The sequence below is a fragment of the Virgibacillus ainsalahensis genome, from assembly GCF_055380755.1.
Genome location: NZ_AP043943.1, coordinates 1,630,826 through 1,646,150, shown reverse-complemented (window position 1 = coordinate 1,646,150; position 15,325 = coordinate 1,630,826). Strand labels below are relative to the sequence as shown.

Genomic DNA, 15,325 nt, shown 5'->3' with positions numbered 1-15,325 from the left:
AGTAATAAAGCCTAAGCCGAGAAGAAAGGCTTTTCAATGAGAACGTTTTCATATTCCTTGCCAGCTATTGTTTCGATCTGTAAAACTGCATGCAATATTAAATCAACAAAAATATCTCCGATTTCATCAATGGATTTGTGTCCGGATTGCTGGTACCACTTATATGTCCAGTTAACCATACCTAAAATTGCCATCGTAGTTATCTCAACCGGCAGATTCTCACGGAACTCGCCACATTCTTTACCTTCATGAATAGCTTGCTTAATCATCTGTTTAAATTGATCACGCTTTTTCTTAATTTGTAGTTCATACTGGGATTTCAAATAAACATTTTCCTGATAAAAAACAACGATATAAGGTTTATAAATATCAAATACTTTTACAAAATCTTTAACGATTGCTTGCAATTTCTTTGTTGGTGAATCATATGTTTCATTGGCAATCTTCGCTTTCTCCAATACATACGTAATAAATGTGTCATGGATAACGAATAACAGTTCATCTTTAGTGGTGAAATGGTGATAGAAACCACCCTTTGATGTACCAACATCTTCAACAATTTGTTTTACTGTTACACCATGAAACCCATGCTTTTCAAACAAAAGTAAAGATGACTGTATAATTTTTTGACGTAAATCCGTTATAAACCCTCCTCCCATAAAAAGATAATTTAACAATATCATACTTATCAGAAAATATAAAGCGTTTTCATTTTAAAAGAAGCGACAGTTTTATTGATGAACTGCCGCTTCTTTTTTAATTTTCTTGTTGTTCGTCAAATGGTTTATTATAAGTAGCCTCTTTCCATACATCAACCACAGGACCTTTATTATCTGCATCGATAATGAACGAACCATTGCTGTATCGATCACTTAATGATAATTCCAATGGATAAATGCTGTGTTTTTCTCCATTCAACGTTTCGAAATGTAATGAATCATTTTCGTTAATAACAAAAAATCCTTTTACACGGTGTGGTTTGCTTTTTAACTCTCTCAGCATTACCAGGCCTCTTTTTGCCCTGCTTGTTTTTTCAAATTCTTTCAGCTTCATTCGTTTACACGCTCCGCGCTGCGTTAGGATTACAAGGTTTGGTTCGTCTAAATCATCAAACACTTGGCCCCCCGCTACATACTCCTCATCTTTCAGCTGAATCGCCTTAACCCCAGCTGCCCGTTGTCCAACTGTTGACACTTCAGATTCGTGAAACCACAGACCGTATCCTTTATTTGATGTGATAAATACATCGGAGTGACCATTCGTCTGATAAACATCAACAACCTCATCATCGTTTTTGAGGTTTAATGCAATTAAAGCTTTGTTATGCCTTTGCGCATCATATAATTTAAATTCGCTTCGCTTAATCATGCCATTTTTTGTAAAGAAAATAAGATAGTTATTCTCCATGAATTCCCTAACAGGAATACATTGAATAATCCGTTCATCTTTATCAATAGATACAATATTTGATATATGCTGACCCATATCTTTCCAACGTATATCCGGTAATTGGTGTACTGGAACAAATAAATACTTTCCTTTATTTGTAAAGAGAAATATTTTATCTGTTGTATTTATTTCCTCCAGTGATACGAGATGGTCACCATCTTTTATACCAAGATCTTCGCCATTTGAAGCGCCATAGGAACGCAGGCTAGTCCGTTTAATATAACCGTCACTGGTTGTTGAGACAATAACATCTTCACTGGCAACCATTACTTCAATATTAATTTTTAACTCTTCTATCTCTTTTTCAATAATGGTTCTTCTCGCATCAGAAAATGTTTTTTTGATTTGTCTCAGATCTTTTTTGATGGTTTGATGAAGTTTTTGGTCACTATTGAGGATCGATTCCAATTCAGCTATTCTTTTTTGCAACTCAGCTGCCTCTTTTTCAAGCATTGTGATATCTGTGTTCGTTAAACGATATAGCTGAAGCATAACGATTGCTTCTGCCTGTGCTTCTGAAAAGTCATATGCAGCAATAATCCGTTTTTTTGCATCCTGTTTGTCTTTTGACTCGCGAATAGTAACCAGTAGTTCATCAAGAATCGAAATCGCCTTTATGAGCCCTTCAACAATATGTGCACGGTCTTTTGCCTTCCTTAAATCAAAGGTTGTCTGTCTTATAACAATTTCTTTCTGATGTGTAATATAGGCATCAAGAATTTTTGGCAATGATAGTAATTTTGGCGTTTTATCCTGAATTGCTACCATATTGAAGTGATAAGTTACTTGTAAATCCGTGTTCTTATATAAATAATTTAAGATTCCTTCACTATTTGCATCTTTCTTCAGTTCAATAACAACACGCAGTCCGGTACGATCTGTTTCATCACGGACTTCGGCAATTCCTTCAACTTTACGGTCAATACGGAGTTCATCAATCCTTTTAACCATGGTTGCTTTATTCACTTCATAAGGAATTTCATCAATAACAATCTGTTGGCGATTTCCTCTTAGTTCTTCAATTTTTGCTTTCCCACGGACAACTATTTTCCCCCGCCCGGTTTCATAGGCTTTTTTAATACCATCCATGCCTTGAATAATGCCGCCAGTAGGAAAGTCCGGTCCTTTTATTACTGACATTAAATCGTCGACAGTAACATTCGGCTTATCCATTTTCATAATAACCGCATCAATTACTTCTTCCAAATTGTGTGGAGGAATATCTGTTGCATACCCAGACGAAATTCCTGTTGAACCATTAACAAGGAGATTAGGAAATTTAGCAGGCAATACAATTGGTTCTTCTGTAGTTTCGTCAAAATTAGGTATAAAATCAACTGTTTGTTTATCAATATCACGCAAAAGCTCGGATGTTATTTTTGCAAGACGTGCCTCTGTGTAACGCATTGCCGCCGGAGGGTCTCCATCGATACTACCGTTATTCCCATGCATTTCAACTAATACGTTTCTGATTTTCCAGTCCTGGCTTAATCGAACTGTAGCATCATATACAGAAGAATCGCCATGTGGGTGATAGTTACCGATGACGGTACCTACTGTTTTAGCCGACTTACGAAAATGTCTGTCATGTGTATTTCTCTCCTCATGCATTGCATATAAAATTCTCCGCTGCACCGGCTTTAAACCATCCCTTGCGTCGGGTAATGCTCTTTCTTGAATAATATATTTACTATACCTTCCAAATCTGTCACCGATTACTTCTTCTAAAGGAAGGTCCAAGTATTTTTCAGGCTGTGCCAAACCAATCTCCCCTTATATATTTAGCTCAAGCACCATATCGATAAGGACGCTTTATGCTTTTTTCTAATCACTATGAATTTTGTTATTTTCTAAAATGTTAGCATCTTCGACCATGCCAAATTCTACATTTCCTTCAATCCACTTTCTTCTTGGAGCTACTTTGTCCCCCATTAATGTAGTAACTCTTCGTTCAGCTCTGGCAAGGTCGTCAATTGTAACTCGGATTAATGTGCGGGTCTCTGGATTCATTGTAGTTTCCCATAATTGATCTGCATTCATTTCACCAAGACCTTTATATCGCTGAATAATATATCCATTTTTGAATTCTTTTACTGCTTTTTTCATTTCTTCTTCATTCCAAGCATAAACGATTTTTTCCTTCTTTCCTTTACCTTTGGAAATTTTAAAGAGAGGAGGCAAAGCAATAAATATTTTCCCCTGTTCTACAAGTGTACGCATATAGCGATAGAAAAAAGTAAGCAAAAGAACTTGAATATGCGCGCCATCTGTATCAGCATCTGTCATGATGATAATTTTATCGTATTGGACATCTTCCATATCGAAATCTCCACCCACTCCAGCGCCAATGGTGTGAATAATTGTAGATATTTCTTCATTTTTAAAAACATCTTCCAGCTTTGCCTTTTCTGTATTAATAACTTTTCCACGTAAAGGAAGAACAGCTTGGAATTTTCTATCTCTTCCCTGTTTGGCAGAACCACCTGCTGAATCACCCTCTACTAGATATAGTTCATTTCTTTTGGGGTTTTTGGATTGAGCTGGTGTAAGCTTTCCACTTAGCATTGTGTCTTTTCTTCGCTTTTTCTTCCCTGTTCTCGCGTCTTCCCTCGCTTTACGTGCGGCTTCACGTGCCTCTTTTGCTTTAAGTGCCTTTTTTATGAGCAAATTTGAAATATCATTGTTCTCTTCCAGGAAATAGGCAAGCTTTTCTGAAACAACTGCATCAACGATGGAACGAGCCGTTGGAGTTCCAAGTTTTTCTTTTGTTTGCCCTTCAAATTGTAATTTTTCTTCTGGAATACGTACAGAAACAATTGCTGTAAGTCCTTCCCTGATATCAGTTCCTTCCAGATTTTTATCTTTATCCTTCAACAAACCTGTTCTTCTTGCATAGTCATTAAAGGTTCTTGTTATTGCTGTTCTAGCACCAGATTCATGTGTTCCGCCATCCTTTGTGCGAACATTATTAACAAATGACAGCATGCTCTCCGCGTAGCCATCATTAAATTGGAAAGCAAAATCTACTTCCAGTTCCTGCTGTACACCTTCAAAGGAAACCACTTCATGCAAGGTGTCTTTTTCTTCGTTCAGATACGTTACAAATGACTTGAGGCCATCAGGGTATTGATATACTTCCTTATCCTCTGTACGTTTATCCACTAGTTCAATTTTTAATCCTTTTAATAGAAAAGCTGACTCACGCAATCTTTCTGACAATGTTTCAAAATCATAAATGACTGCAGAAAATATTGCTGGATCAGGCTTATAGTGAATAACAGTCCCTTTCTTCTTAGTAGGACCTTTCTTCTCTAAAGCTCCGGTCGGTTTACCGCCATTTTCAAAACGCTGAAAATATGTATGGCCCTCACGGTAAATTGTTACTTCCAGCCACTCCGACAACGCATTCACAACGGAGGCACCAACACCGTGTAATCCTCCACTCGTTTTATAGCCACCCTGACCGAACTTTCCGCCAGCATGTAAAACTGTAAAAATTACTTCCGTCGTTGGCTTCCCTGTACTGTGCATGCCTGTTGGAATTCCTCTTCCACTATCCTCTACTGAAATACTGTTATCATTGTGAATCGTTACTTTTATTATATTACCATATCCTGCCAATGCTTCATCGACAGCATTATCAACAATTTCAAACACTAAATGGTGCAGCCCTCGCTGATCTGTACTGCCTATATACATGCCGGGTCTCTTTCTAACAGCATCAAGCCCCTCAAGCACTTGAATTGAATCATCTGTATATTGTGTTGATTGATTAGTCAATCCTTCGTCGACCCCTTTCTTTCTAGAACATCTTATAACGCTGACTTTCTCTATAATAGAACAGATGTTTTTAAATGTAAAACATCTACAATAATTTTGGCCTGCCGCCAAGACCTAATGGTAACAGTCACCGATGTTATATTATAAACCAAAACTTTCCTAAACTGAAAATAAATATACTTAATATCATATTAACTGAGAATACGATATTAAGTATACTATAAGTGGATAATACGTGCATACCACAGAATAAAGGATGACGGCTGAACGTCATCCTTTCCCTTTTTGTTATTTCACTAAAACGGCATGAAGGACTTTGATACATAAATCCATTACCACTGTGAATTCCTGCTCGATTAAATAATGATATGCCTCTTCGTTAATAACTCCCTGTTGTGCCCAAAAGACACGACAATCCGTTTGTGCAGCTTCACGGGCAATAGCAGGCAAATGCTCCGGCCTTCTAAATACATTGATGATATCTATATTTTCCGGAACCTTTGTTAATGAAGGATAAGCCCTTTCACCCAGCACTTCGTCCACTGTTGGATTGACCGGAATGATTCTGTAGCCGTTTTCCTGCATGATTTTTGCAATTTGGTGGGACGTTCTGTCAGGATTATCAGAAAGTCCTACAACAGCGATTGTCTCAGCAGATTCCAAAACCTCTTTCAACGTCTCTTTTGTAGGGTTTTCCCAAGCCATAAAATATCCTCCTTTAGTTTTTTAGTAAACCTTCACGTTCTAAATACTCTCTTGCCACTTCATTCGGCGATTTATCCTCATAATCCACTTCGTAATTCATTTGACGCATTTCTTCATCGGTTATTTTACCACCAAGCTGATTAAGAATAGGTTCCAATTCCGGATATTCCTCCAGGGTTTCCTCCCGCATTAAAGGAGCCCCCTGGTATGGTGGAAACAGATTTTCTGTATCTTCCAATGTCACTAAATTCAATTCTATCATATAACTGTCTGTTGCATAAGCATCTATGATGTCAACCTCTCCATTGGAAAGCGCATCCTGTCTTATTCCAGGCTCCATTGTACGTACATTCCGAATGTCAAGGTTATATATATCCTGCATTCCCACATAGCCATCATACCGATCATTAAATTCCAGTGTGAAACCAGCAGTTATTTCATCTTCAACAGGTTTCAGGTCACCAATTTCTTCAAGATCATACTGCTCGGCCAGATCCTCGGTTGTTGCAACTGTATATGTATTATTGAATGCCATTGGTTCAAGGAATTCCATTCCATATACTTCCTTCATCCCTATTCTAGCCTGTTCATATACTTCCTGGGCCTCATTGCTGTCCGCCTCTTCTTCAAGGTGCGTTACGATGGCTGTCCCGGTAAATTCCGGAAATATATCAATACTTCCCTGATCCAGGGCAGAAAACACAAATGCCGTTTTGCCTAAACCTGATTCCAGTTCTACTTCAAGTTCTGTTTCTTCTTCGATTAAAAGCTTATACATATTGATTAAAATATCTGGTTCAGCTCCCAGCTTTCCTCCGATAACTAAATCAGCTTTATTTGAAGTATTTATAATAAAAGGTGATATGACAACAAATACGGCAATAATCATCATAACAATAAGTGATTTAAAACCAAACTTCTTAGAAATACGTTCAAACCCGCGTAAAATAATATCAAGGGCGATTGCCAATAAAGCAGCTGGAATAGCGCCCAGCAGAATTAAATTTATATCAGCCCCGCGGTCGATTCCAAGTAATATAAGCTCACCCAATCCACCAGCCCCAATTAGTGCAGCGATTGTTGTTGTACCGACAATTAATACCATCGATGTACGAATTCCTGCCATTATAACAGGCATGGACATCGGCAGTTCAACCTTTGTCAATCGTTTGAATGAATTCATACCCATGCCTGTTGCTGCCATTTTCATCGAGGAATCTACTTCTTTTATCCCAGTGTACGTATTTCGCAATATCGGCAGCAATCCATAAATGGTTAACGCAACGATTGCAGGGGTTGTACCTATACCAAAAAACGGAATCAAAAATGCAAGAACAGCTAAACTTGGTATGGTTTGTAATACAGCGGAAACACCAATTATCGGATCGGCAACACGGGGATATCTTGTTAAAATAATGCCTAATGGTACAGCTATAACAATAGCAATAATCAATGCAAAAAGGGACATTTGTAAATGTTCCCAAGTCGTTTCAAGCATCTGATTCTGCCTGTTTTGAAAAACGGTTATAAATTCATTCATGTATTATTCCCCCGTTTTCCACCTTCACCCTGCTTTTTAAAAATGCCACAATTTCCTTGTAACTGATAACCCCAATCAGCTCTTGACCTTTTAACACAGGATAAATATCCTGGTTACTGGATTGGATAAGGTTCGTTGCTTCATACAAAGGCATATCATTACTCAGTGTTTCTACATCTTGTAGCCTTCCATCAATGACGGCACCAATATACATTTTATTTTTATCATGAAGCATGTACGTTTTTTCTTTTGAAAAATTGTCATTCTTATATACTTCTTTAGAAATAATATAATTTTCTGTTGTATCGGCAATGACATCCACAGCTGTTTGCCAGGGGGATTTCCGTTCACCGATAAAGTCTTTAACAAATTGTGTTTTTGGTTGCAGAATCAATTGCTGTGGTGTGTCAAATTGGATGATTTCTCCATCTTTCATTAAACAGATTTTATCACCAATTGCCATAGCTTCATCTATGTCATGTGTAACAAAAACGATTGTCTTTTTTATTTCTTTTTGTAATCTTCGAATGTCATCTTGTAATTGGCTTCTGCTTATTGGATCCAATGCACTGAATGGTTCATCCATCAAAATAATGTCCGGATCTGCAGCCAATGCACGAATAACACCTATACGTTGCTGCTGGCCTCCCGACAATTCCTGAGGCATTCTTTTTTGATATGTAGATGGATCTAACCCAACCATTTGTAGAAGTTCCTGACTACGGTTTCGTTTAGCTTTCCGTGTCCATTTTTTCATCTCGGGTACAATCGAAATGTTTTCTTCTATAGTAAGGTGTGGAAATAAAGCTATTTCCTGTAGGACATAACCGATATTCCAGCGCAACTCATGAATGTTGAATTTACCTATATCCTCATTATGGATGTAAATTTTCCCTGATGAAGGTTCGATTAACCGGTTAATCATTTTCAGGCTAGTCGTTTTTCCGCACCCACTCGGTCCAATTAATGTGACTATTTCTCCGTCGTTTATTTTTAAAGAAAAATCTTTGATTGCTTGAGTTCCATCTGGATAGGATTTATTTACATTTTTAAACTCTATCATAACTCTCTTCCTTTTTTATTGAATTCTCTAATGATTATAATGGGTACTGTGACAAATATACAATTACTTTATTACCCTCAAATTTCCACAAATAAACATTTGGTACGAATTATTTTAATAAAAAATGCCTTTACCATTCAATTATGGTTCTTTCCTTTACGACTTCATGCTAAAATAATAGCATAATGCATTTATTTTCGATAATAACTGGAAAGTAGGAAAAGTTATGGAGTATATTTTATTTGCTATTATTGCGTATCTATTAGGTTCTATACCCTCTGCACTTATTGTTGGTAAAATTGGTTATAAAATGGACATTCGTGAACATGGCAGCGGAAATCTTGGGGCCACCAACACATTTCGTGTTTTAGGGACGAAAGCGGGTATTGTTGTAACATTGTCAGATATATTAAAAGGAACTGTCGCTGTATTGATTCCTCTATTAGTTGACATAGAAGTGAACAGGCTAATTATTGGACTGTTTGCTGTTATTGGTCATACCTACCCTGTTTTCGCAAAGTTTAAAGGCGGAAAAGCAGTTGCTACATCGGGAGGAATCATTCTGGGACTTAACCCTTTATTATTTTTCATCATAATTACAAGCTTCATGCTGTCGCTTTACATCTCGAAATATGTTTCACTTTCATCGCTCATTACAGGTATCGTAGCCGTGTTTGTTTCTATAATTATGTGGGATGTCGGACTTATTATCCTGACTGCTTTATTGACCGCCTTTATTTTTTACAGACATAGAGAAAACCTTAAACGGATTAAGAACAAAACCGAGCCGAAAATCACCTGGATGTAATAGAGAGCAAACCGATTAATTGGAAGTAATACAAAGTTCTAGTATAGTGATGTATAGGGATAAAACTGTTGCCTTTATACGTATATAAACAGAAACAGAAAATTAAAGTAAAGGATAATATGTATGAAATATATATTTATAGGGTTGATAAAGTTTTATCGTAAAGCCATTAGCCCGCTCACATTACCCTCTTGCCGTTTTTTTCCAACTTGTTCCGAATATGGACTTGAAGCGTTTAGACGTTTTGGGGCACTTAAAGGGGGATATTTAACAATTAAGAGGATTAGTAAATGTCATCCATTTCATCCTGGTGGAGTCGATTTGGTTCCAGAAAGAAAAGATTAGAAAACTTGGCCATTTGCCAAGACCTGTTAGCAAAAAAAGGCCAAAGTCCGTACTTATGCATTAAGAAAGTTTTCATACTTTTTGTATGAAAACAACTGTTATCACAACGGGAAAAGTTAGAAAACAGACTACTGGTTAAATTAGCTGTATACATTAAAGATGGTGACTGCATGCTCTTAGCCACCATGTTGGTTTCCTAACTGCTAAACAATAATCACGTTTCACAAAAACAGATGAATAGCTGAATTTTGAAAAGGAGCTGTTACCATGGAAATACAAATAAGCAAAGAAGCCGCTAAGTGGTATAAGAATGAACTGGACATCTCGGACTCAGCCCAGCTGCGATTTTATGTAAGATATGGGGGATTTGGCGGCAATGTTCCAGGATTCTCATTGGGAGTTACTAAAAGTATACCAGAGAATATAGTTGCATCCACAGAAGTTGAAAATATAACATTTTTTATAGAGGATAAGGATGCATGGTACTTTGACGAAAAAGATCTGAAAATAAACTTAAACCATAAACTGAATGAACCTGATTTTAAATATCATTAAATACGTAAAATAAAAAGGTGTGTATCTACGCCTTTTTATTTTATCTTAAATCTTTGCATCTGATCCAGCTGGCCTTCGCGTTTGAGTATCTCCTTCTGATGGACACCGAACAAATCAAAATGTGGATGTTTCTCATCCAGATGAATCCAACTTGGTTGGAGTCCATATGTTTCTCCCCATGCTTGTAATTTTTTAATATCATTACAGCCGACCTTAGTAACAGTGTCACAGCCTGGAAAACGATCATCCAGCCAGTAGTGAGTTAAAAAGGCTATGTGGCCATTTTCAACATTTTTCTTCCACTCTTTTAATTCTTTTCTGTTCACTCCAAATGCCATTATCATTCTCCTTCCAGCTGATGCAGGTATGCTTCATGCCATTTTGGAAAAGTTTTTTTCAGTGATAACGGACGGAAATTGTCCTTTTTTACAATGACATGTTTTGTTGTTCCACTGACTGCAATCGTATCATCTGCACCCTTAATATTATATCCGTATATTGTACGGACACCATTATACGCTTCCAGCCATGTTTCCACGAATGCCTGCTCTCCATAACGTATAGGTTTCTTAAACGAGATATTAGCATCTGTTACAGGAGAAACAATGTTACTTTTTTCCATTTCTATATAGCTAAGACCTAAATTCTCAATGAATTTTGTTCGTCCTATTTCAAACCAAACGAGATAATTCGCATGATAGACAACGCCCATTTGATCTGTTTCCTGATATCTTACATCAATTGGTGTACGTACTTTGTTCAAACTGCTTCCTCCTCTGCCTTTATTCCATTTTCAATCGTATCATAAAACCATGTTAAAAAATTGTATTATGCTTACATTCATAAAAAAACCTCATACCACAATGTGATACAAGGTTTGTATATATTACTTCATTTCATTTTGATTATATTCATCTTTAATTTCATCACGCATTCCCTCAATTGCTTCTTCCCGCCTTTTGTTTTTCGCTTTTATTTGCTCCTTCTCTTTCCCCGAGGAAAATTTCATCGTTTCATGTGCCTCTTCTATATTCTGTATGGTATCCTGTACCATATTTTGAAGCTTTTCCACATTATCACTACGATCATCTGGTTTTGGTCTGTTTTTGTCCGTCACAATTATTCTCCTTTCATTAGAACTATTTTTATTTTTTCATTTTGGAAAAAACTTATACTGGAAAAGATTACATAAAAATAAGCACTTCCTACATCTTTTCGCAGGAAGCGCTTATTTTATTGCATATCTTTTTGTTTTACCGATTGATGCATTTTCGTTTCTAAATTTTGCTCAATTTTTTCTAGTAATGAATGATCTTCTAAAATTTGTTGTCGATTCTCCCGGACAAGTTCATCAAACGACATTTTTTTCTTTAATGAAATAGCGGCTCACTCCTTTTATTAAGAAGTATCGCCCTAATTTCAAATTTTATAACAATTAGTCCATTGAATTTATTGTTTCTTCCATAAATTCATATGTCATCGGTCCAGTTTTTTTCGGTGCTTGAACGACTCCATCAGTATTTATGAAATATGTTGTTGGTACTGCAACTGCTCCTTTATACTCATCACTGACTGTACCGCCTTTATCAAGTAGGATGGGATAAGTAAAACTAAACTCATCAATGTATTCTGACACATCTGATATTTTGTTTTCAGTATCCGTTAAATTCACCGCAAGAATTTCTATTTCTTCCCCATATTCCTCATAGAATTCTTGCATTTCCGGCATTTCATCACGGCAAGGGCCACACCAAGTTGCCCAGAAATTCAAAATAACTTTTTTTCCCTGTAGTTCAGAAAGCTTCAATTTGTCTCCATCCAGCGTTTCTAACTCAAAATCCGGTGCCTGTTTTCCAGGTTCAATACCGGTACTTTCAGCAGGTGCTATCATTCCACCTTCTGCGTCTGTGTCACCGGTAACATTAAATTCATTTGGATTACTATCCGCCTGATTATCGGTATTTTCCCCGATGAACTCAGACACTACTATACCACCTAATACCAGTAGTACAACGATACCGAGAATTTTTTTATACATATTTTGCTCCCTTAGTTTATAAAAGCTTCGTTTGCTTTGTAAATAATTTATAAGACGTATTATCCTACATATTAAGTGTATTACCTGATTTTGTAAAGATTATCATATAATCGTTCAAAAAGAATTCATATATGAAGAGAAGGCATAAGATCCTAGCCTGAACTTATGCAGAGTAAGAAAATTGTATGCTTTCTTAACTGTAAATAAAGACACATTATCCAGACAAAAATACCCTGTACAATATATTTGTACAGGGTATTTATTAAGATAATAATTAGGCACCCATTTTTTCACGCAATACCATTTGTAAAATACCGCCATGACGATAGTAATCAACTTCCACATCACTATCAAAACGTGCAACTGCATTAAATTCAGTTGTTTTACCATCTTCATCAACTGCAGTAACTTTTACGAGGTCGTGTGGACGTACACTTTCATCAATTTCCACGTTAAATGTTTCTTTACCAGTAAGTCCCAGACTATCGGCACTTTCCCCTTTTTGGAACTGTAATGGTAAAACACCCATCATGACTAAGTTTGAACGGTGAATACGTTCAAAACTTTCTGCTATTACAGTTTTAATACCTAACAGGTTGGTTCCTTTGGCAGCCCAGTCACGAGATGAGCCCATACCATAGTCTTTACCACCTAATACAATTAGGCCTGTTCCATCCTCTTGATATTTCATAGCAGCATCATAAATTGGCATTACATCTCCAGTTGGCCAATATGTTGTATAACCGCCTTCCGTACCAGGGGCCAGTAAATTACGAATACGGATATTGGCAAATGTTCCACGCATCATAATTTCATGATTTCCGCGTCGTGATCCATAGGAGTTAAAGTTTCTAGGTGAAACTCCTTTATCCTGTAGATGTTTACCAGCTGGCATATCTTTTGCGATTGCTCCTGCAGGTGAAATATGGTCAGTAGTTACAGAGTCACCAAATTTACCAATTGCACGAAGTTTATTTAGTGATTCAACCGTACCTGCATCTTTTGATAATCCCTCGAAGAATGGAGGGTTCTGGATATAGGTAGAATCATCGTCCCATTCAAACAATGGTTCATCCGTCGTGTCAATTTCATTCCATCTTTCATTGGAGTCAAATACATTTTCATATTCTTTACGGAAAATTTCAGGTGTAACTACATTATTCACCTGTTCCTTAATTTCCTGCATACTAGGCCAGATATCATTCATATAAACCGGTTTACCATCTGAATCCGTACCTAATGGTTCTTTTGTAAGATCTAAATCAACCGTACCTGCCAATGCATATGCAACTACCAATGGAGGTGAAGCCAGATAATTTGCTTTGACCAATGGGTGTATACGGCCTTCAAAGTTACGGTTACCGGATAAAACAGAAGAAACAGTCAAATCACTGTCAACTATTGCCTGCTCGATTTCTGGACGTAATGGACCGGAGTTACCGATACACGTTGTACAACCATATCCAACCAGGTTAAACCCTAATTGATCAAGGTACGGCATTAAACCAGAATCTTCAAGATATCGTGTTACAACTTTTGAGCCGGGTGCTAATGATGTTTTAACATAATCCGGTACATTCAAGCCTTTTTCAATCGCATTTCGCGCTAATAGTCCTGCACCTAACATAACATAAGGGTTTGATGTGTTTGTACAGGATGTAATTGCTGCAATTGCAAGTGAACCAGTTTTCATAACCGAACTATTGCCATTTGGATGTTCAACAGTCACTTCTTTATCGAACTCCGATTTATCCAGCCCAAAACCCTGATTTCCTTCTGGTGCTGTAATTGCTTTGTTGAATTCTTCTTTCATGTTTGATAAAGGAATTAAATCCTGAGGGCGTTTTGGCCCTGAAAGATTCGGCTCCAGTTCAGATAGATTTATTTCGATTAGTTCAGTGTAATCAGGATCTGCTTGATCTGGAGAATACCAAAGGTCATTTTCTTTACAATATGTTTCAACCAGGTCAATTTGATCCTGACTACGGCCAGTTAAGCGTAGATAGCTCAGTGCCTCTTCATCAACTGGAAAGAACCCACAAGTAGCCCCGTATTCAGGAGCCATATTTGAAATCGTTGCACGATCCGCAAGTGGCATATCTTGTAATCCAGGACCGAAATATTCGACAAACTTCCCTACAACATTCTTTTCACGTAAAACCTGCGTTACTTTCAGAGCTAAATCAGTAGCTGTAGTTCCATTTGGCATGCTTCCTGTAAACTTAACTCCAATAACTTCAGGTGCTGGTAAGAATGATGGCTGACCCAACATACCTGCTTCTGCTTCGATACCACCAACACCCCAGCCAAGTACACCTAAACCATTGATCATGGTTGTATGGGAATCGGTACCTACTAGTGTATCAGGGAATGCATCATATTCACCGTTTTCATTTTCCAAGCCGTGAATTACATTCGCAATATACTCTAAATTTACCTGGTGAACGATACCTGTTGCTGGTGGAACGGCACGGTAATTGTCAAAAGCTTTCTGTGCCCAGTTTAAAAACTCATAACGCTCGGCATTACGTTCAAATTCCAGATCCATATTTGCTTTTAATGCATTGGAGGTTCCATATTGATCCACTTGAACAGAGTGGTCAATGACAAGGTCAACAGGAACTTCCGGATTAATTTTATCAGGTTCGCCTCCCATATCCACCATTGCCTTACGTAAAGAGGCAAGGTCAACTACTGCAGGAACTCCAGTGAAATCCTGCAAGATAACACGGGACGGCTTAAAAGGTACATCTGTACCACCTTCGCTTGTTCCCCATTTCGCCAAACCTTGTATATGCTCATCTTTAATTTGATGACCGTCATGCTGGCGTAAAAGTGATTCTAAAAGCACACGAATGGAAAATGGTAAACGCGATACTTTTCCCAGACCTTCCTTTTCAACTGATTTCAATTGAAAATAGTTATAAGTTTTACCATTTGAATTAAATTGTTTTTTAGCATTTAATGCATGATCATTACTCATATTCTTTCCCCTCCCAAAACATATTTTTTATCACCTTACCCTTTGTAAACTAAATTATC

Annotated in this window: 15 protein-coding genes; 3 read left to right on the top strand and 12 right to left on the bottom strand. The window is 37.3% G+C overall.

The window, feature by feature from the left end; genetic code table 11:
* Positions 1 to 11: 11 nt before the first annotated feature.
* The 6 genes from ACZ427_RS07855 to ACZ427_RS07830 form a co-directional block, all read right to left on the bottom strand.
* Positions 12 to 659 carry a TetR/AcrR family transcriptional regulator gene (locus tag ACZ427_RS07855; RefSeq protein ID WP_461179524.1) on the bottom strand — a complete coding sequence of 216 codons (648 nt, stop codon included), beginning with the start codon at positions 657 to 659 and terminating at the stop codon, positions 12 to 14.
* Between the two features lie 97 nt (positions 660 to 756).
* Complete coding sequence (parC, locus tag ACZ427_RS07850; protein WP_461179525.1) at positions 757 to 3,210, bottom strand: DNA topoisomerase IV subunit A; 2,454 nt, start codon at positions 3,208 to 3,210, stop codon at positions 757 to 759.
* A 63-nt stretch (positions 3,211 to 3,273) separates the two neighbouring features.
* Positions 3,274 to 5,229 (bottom strand): DNA topoisomerase IV subunit B, encoded by a 1,956-nt coding sequence (gene parE / locus ACZ427_RS07845; RefSeq protein ID WP_461179526.1) that lies wholly within the window; start codon positions 5,227 to 5,229, stop codon positions 3,274 to 3,276.
* A gap of 288 nt (positions 5,230 to 5,517) precedes the next feature.
* On the bottom strand, positions 5,518 to 5,934 hold the full coding sequence (locus ACZ427_RS07840) for a CoA-binding protein (protein ID WP_461179527.1): 417 nt from the start codon (positions 5,932 to 5,934) through the stop codon (positions 5,518 to 5,520).
* 13 nt (positions 5,935 to 5,947) lie between these two features.
* Positions 5,948 to 7,474: an ABC transporter permease/substrate-binding protein gene (locus ACZ427_RS07835; RefSeq protein WP_461179528.1), complete on the bottom strand. Its 1,527-nt coding sequence runs from the start codon at positions 7,472 to 7,474 to the stop codon at positions 5,948 to 5,950.
* Positions 7,467 to 8,537 (bottom strand): ABC transporter ATP-binding protein, encoded by a 1,071-nt coding sequence (locus ACZ427_RS07830; RefSeq protein ID WP_461179529.1) that lies wholly within the window; start codon positions 8,535 to 8,537, stop codon positions 7,467 to 7,469. The genes ACZ427_RS07835 and ACZ427_RS07830 overlap by 8 nt, the downstream gene beginning before the upstream one ends.
* 226 nt (positions 8,538 to 8,763) lie before the next feature.
* Between ACZ427_RS07830 and plsY the strand changes: the two genes are divergently transcribed.
* The 3 genes from plsY to ACZ427_RS07815 all read left to right on the top strand — a co-directional run bounded on the left by plsY (position 8,764) and on the right by ACZ427_RS07815 (position 10,245).
* Complete coding sequence (gene plsY / locus ACZ427_RS07825) at positions 8,764 to 9,345, top strand: glycerol-3-phosphate 1-O-acyltransferase PlsY (RefSeq protein ID WP_461179530.1); 582 nt, start codon at positions 8,764 to 8,766, stop codon at positions 9,343 to 9,345.
* A gap of 123 nt (positions 9,346 to 9,468) precedes the next feature.
* The gene (yidD, locus tag ACZ427_RS07820) at positions 9,469 to 9,690 is read left to right on the top strand and encodes a membrane protein insertion efficiency factor YidD (protein WP_461179531.1); all 222 of its coding nucleotides are present in this window, start codon (positions 9,469 to 9,471) and stop codon (positions 9,688 to 9,690) included.
* Between the two features lie 267 nt (positions 9,691 to 9,957).
* Positions 9,958 to 10,245: a HesB/YadR/YfhF family protein gene (locus tag ACZ427_RS07815; protein ID WP_461179532.1), complete on the top strand. Its 288-nt coding sequence runs from the start codon at positions 9,958 to 9,960 to the stop codon at positions 10,243 to 10,245.
* A gap of 35 nt (positions 10,246 to 10,280) precedes the next feature.
* Here ACZ427_RS07815 and ACZ427_RS07810 read toward each other — a convergent pair whose 3' ends face one another.
* The 6 genes from ACZ427_RS07810 to acnA form a co-directional block, all read right to left on the bottom strand.
* Entirely contained in the window at positions 10,281 to 10,583 is a 303-nt protein-coding gene (locus ACZ427_RS07810; RefSeq protein ID WP_461179533.1) for a hypothetical protein, read from the bottom strand.
* 2 nt (positions 10,584 to 10,585) lie between these two features.
* Positions 10,586 to 11,008: an acyl-CoA thioesterase gene (locus ACZ427_RS07805; RefSeq protein WP_461179534.1), complete on the bottom strand. Its 423-nt coding sequence runs from the start codon at positions 11,006 to 11,008 to the stop codon at positions 10,586 to 10,588.
* A 123-nt stretch (positions 11,009 to 11,131) separates the two neighbouring features.
* Positions 11,132 to 11,362: a small acid-soluble spore protein Tlp gene (gene tlp / locus ACZ427_RS07800; RefSeq protein ID WP_461179535.1), complete on the bottom strand. Its 231-nt coding sequence runs from the start codon at positions 11,360 to 11,362 to the stop codon at positions 11,132 to 11,134.
* A 116-nt stretch (positions 11,363 to 11,478) separates the two neighbouring features.
* Complete coding sequence (locus ACZ427_RS07795) at positions 11,479 to 11,607, bottom strand: FbpB family small basic protein (protein WP_461179536.1); 129 nt, start codon at positions 11,605 to 11,607, stop codon at positions 11,479 to 11,481.
* A 73-nt stretch (positions 11,608 to 11,680) separates the two neighbouring features.
* Entirely contained in the window at positions 11,681 to 12,283 is a 603-nt protein-coding gene (locus ACZ427_RS07790; RefSeq protein ID WP_461179537.1) for a TlpA family protein disulfide reductase, read from the bottom strand.
* A gap of 274 nt (positions 12,284 to 12,557) precedes the next feature.
* Complete coding sequence (gene acnA, locus ACZ427_RS07785) at positions 12,558 to 15,266, bottom strand: aconitate hydratase AcnA (protein ID WP_461179538.1); 2,709 nt, start codon at positions 15,264 to 15,266, stop codon at positions 12,558 to 12,560.
* Positions 15,267 to 15,325: the final 59 nt, after the last annotated feature.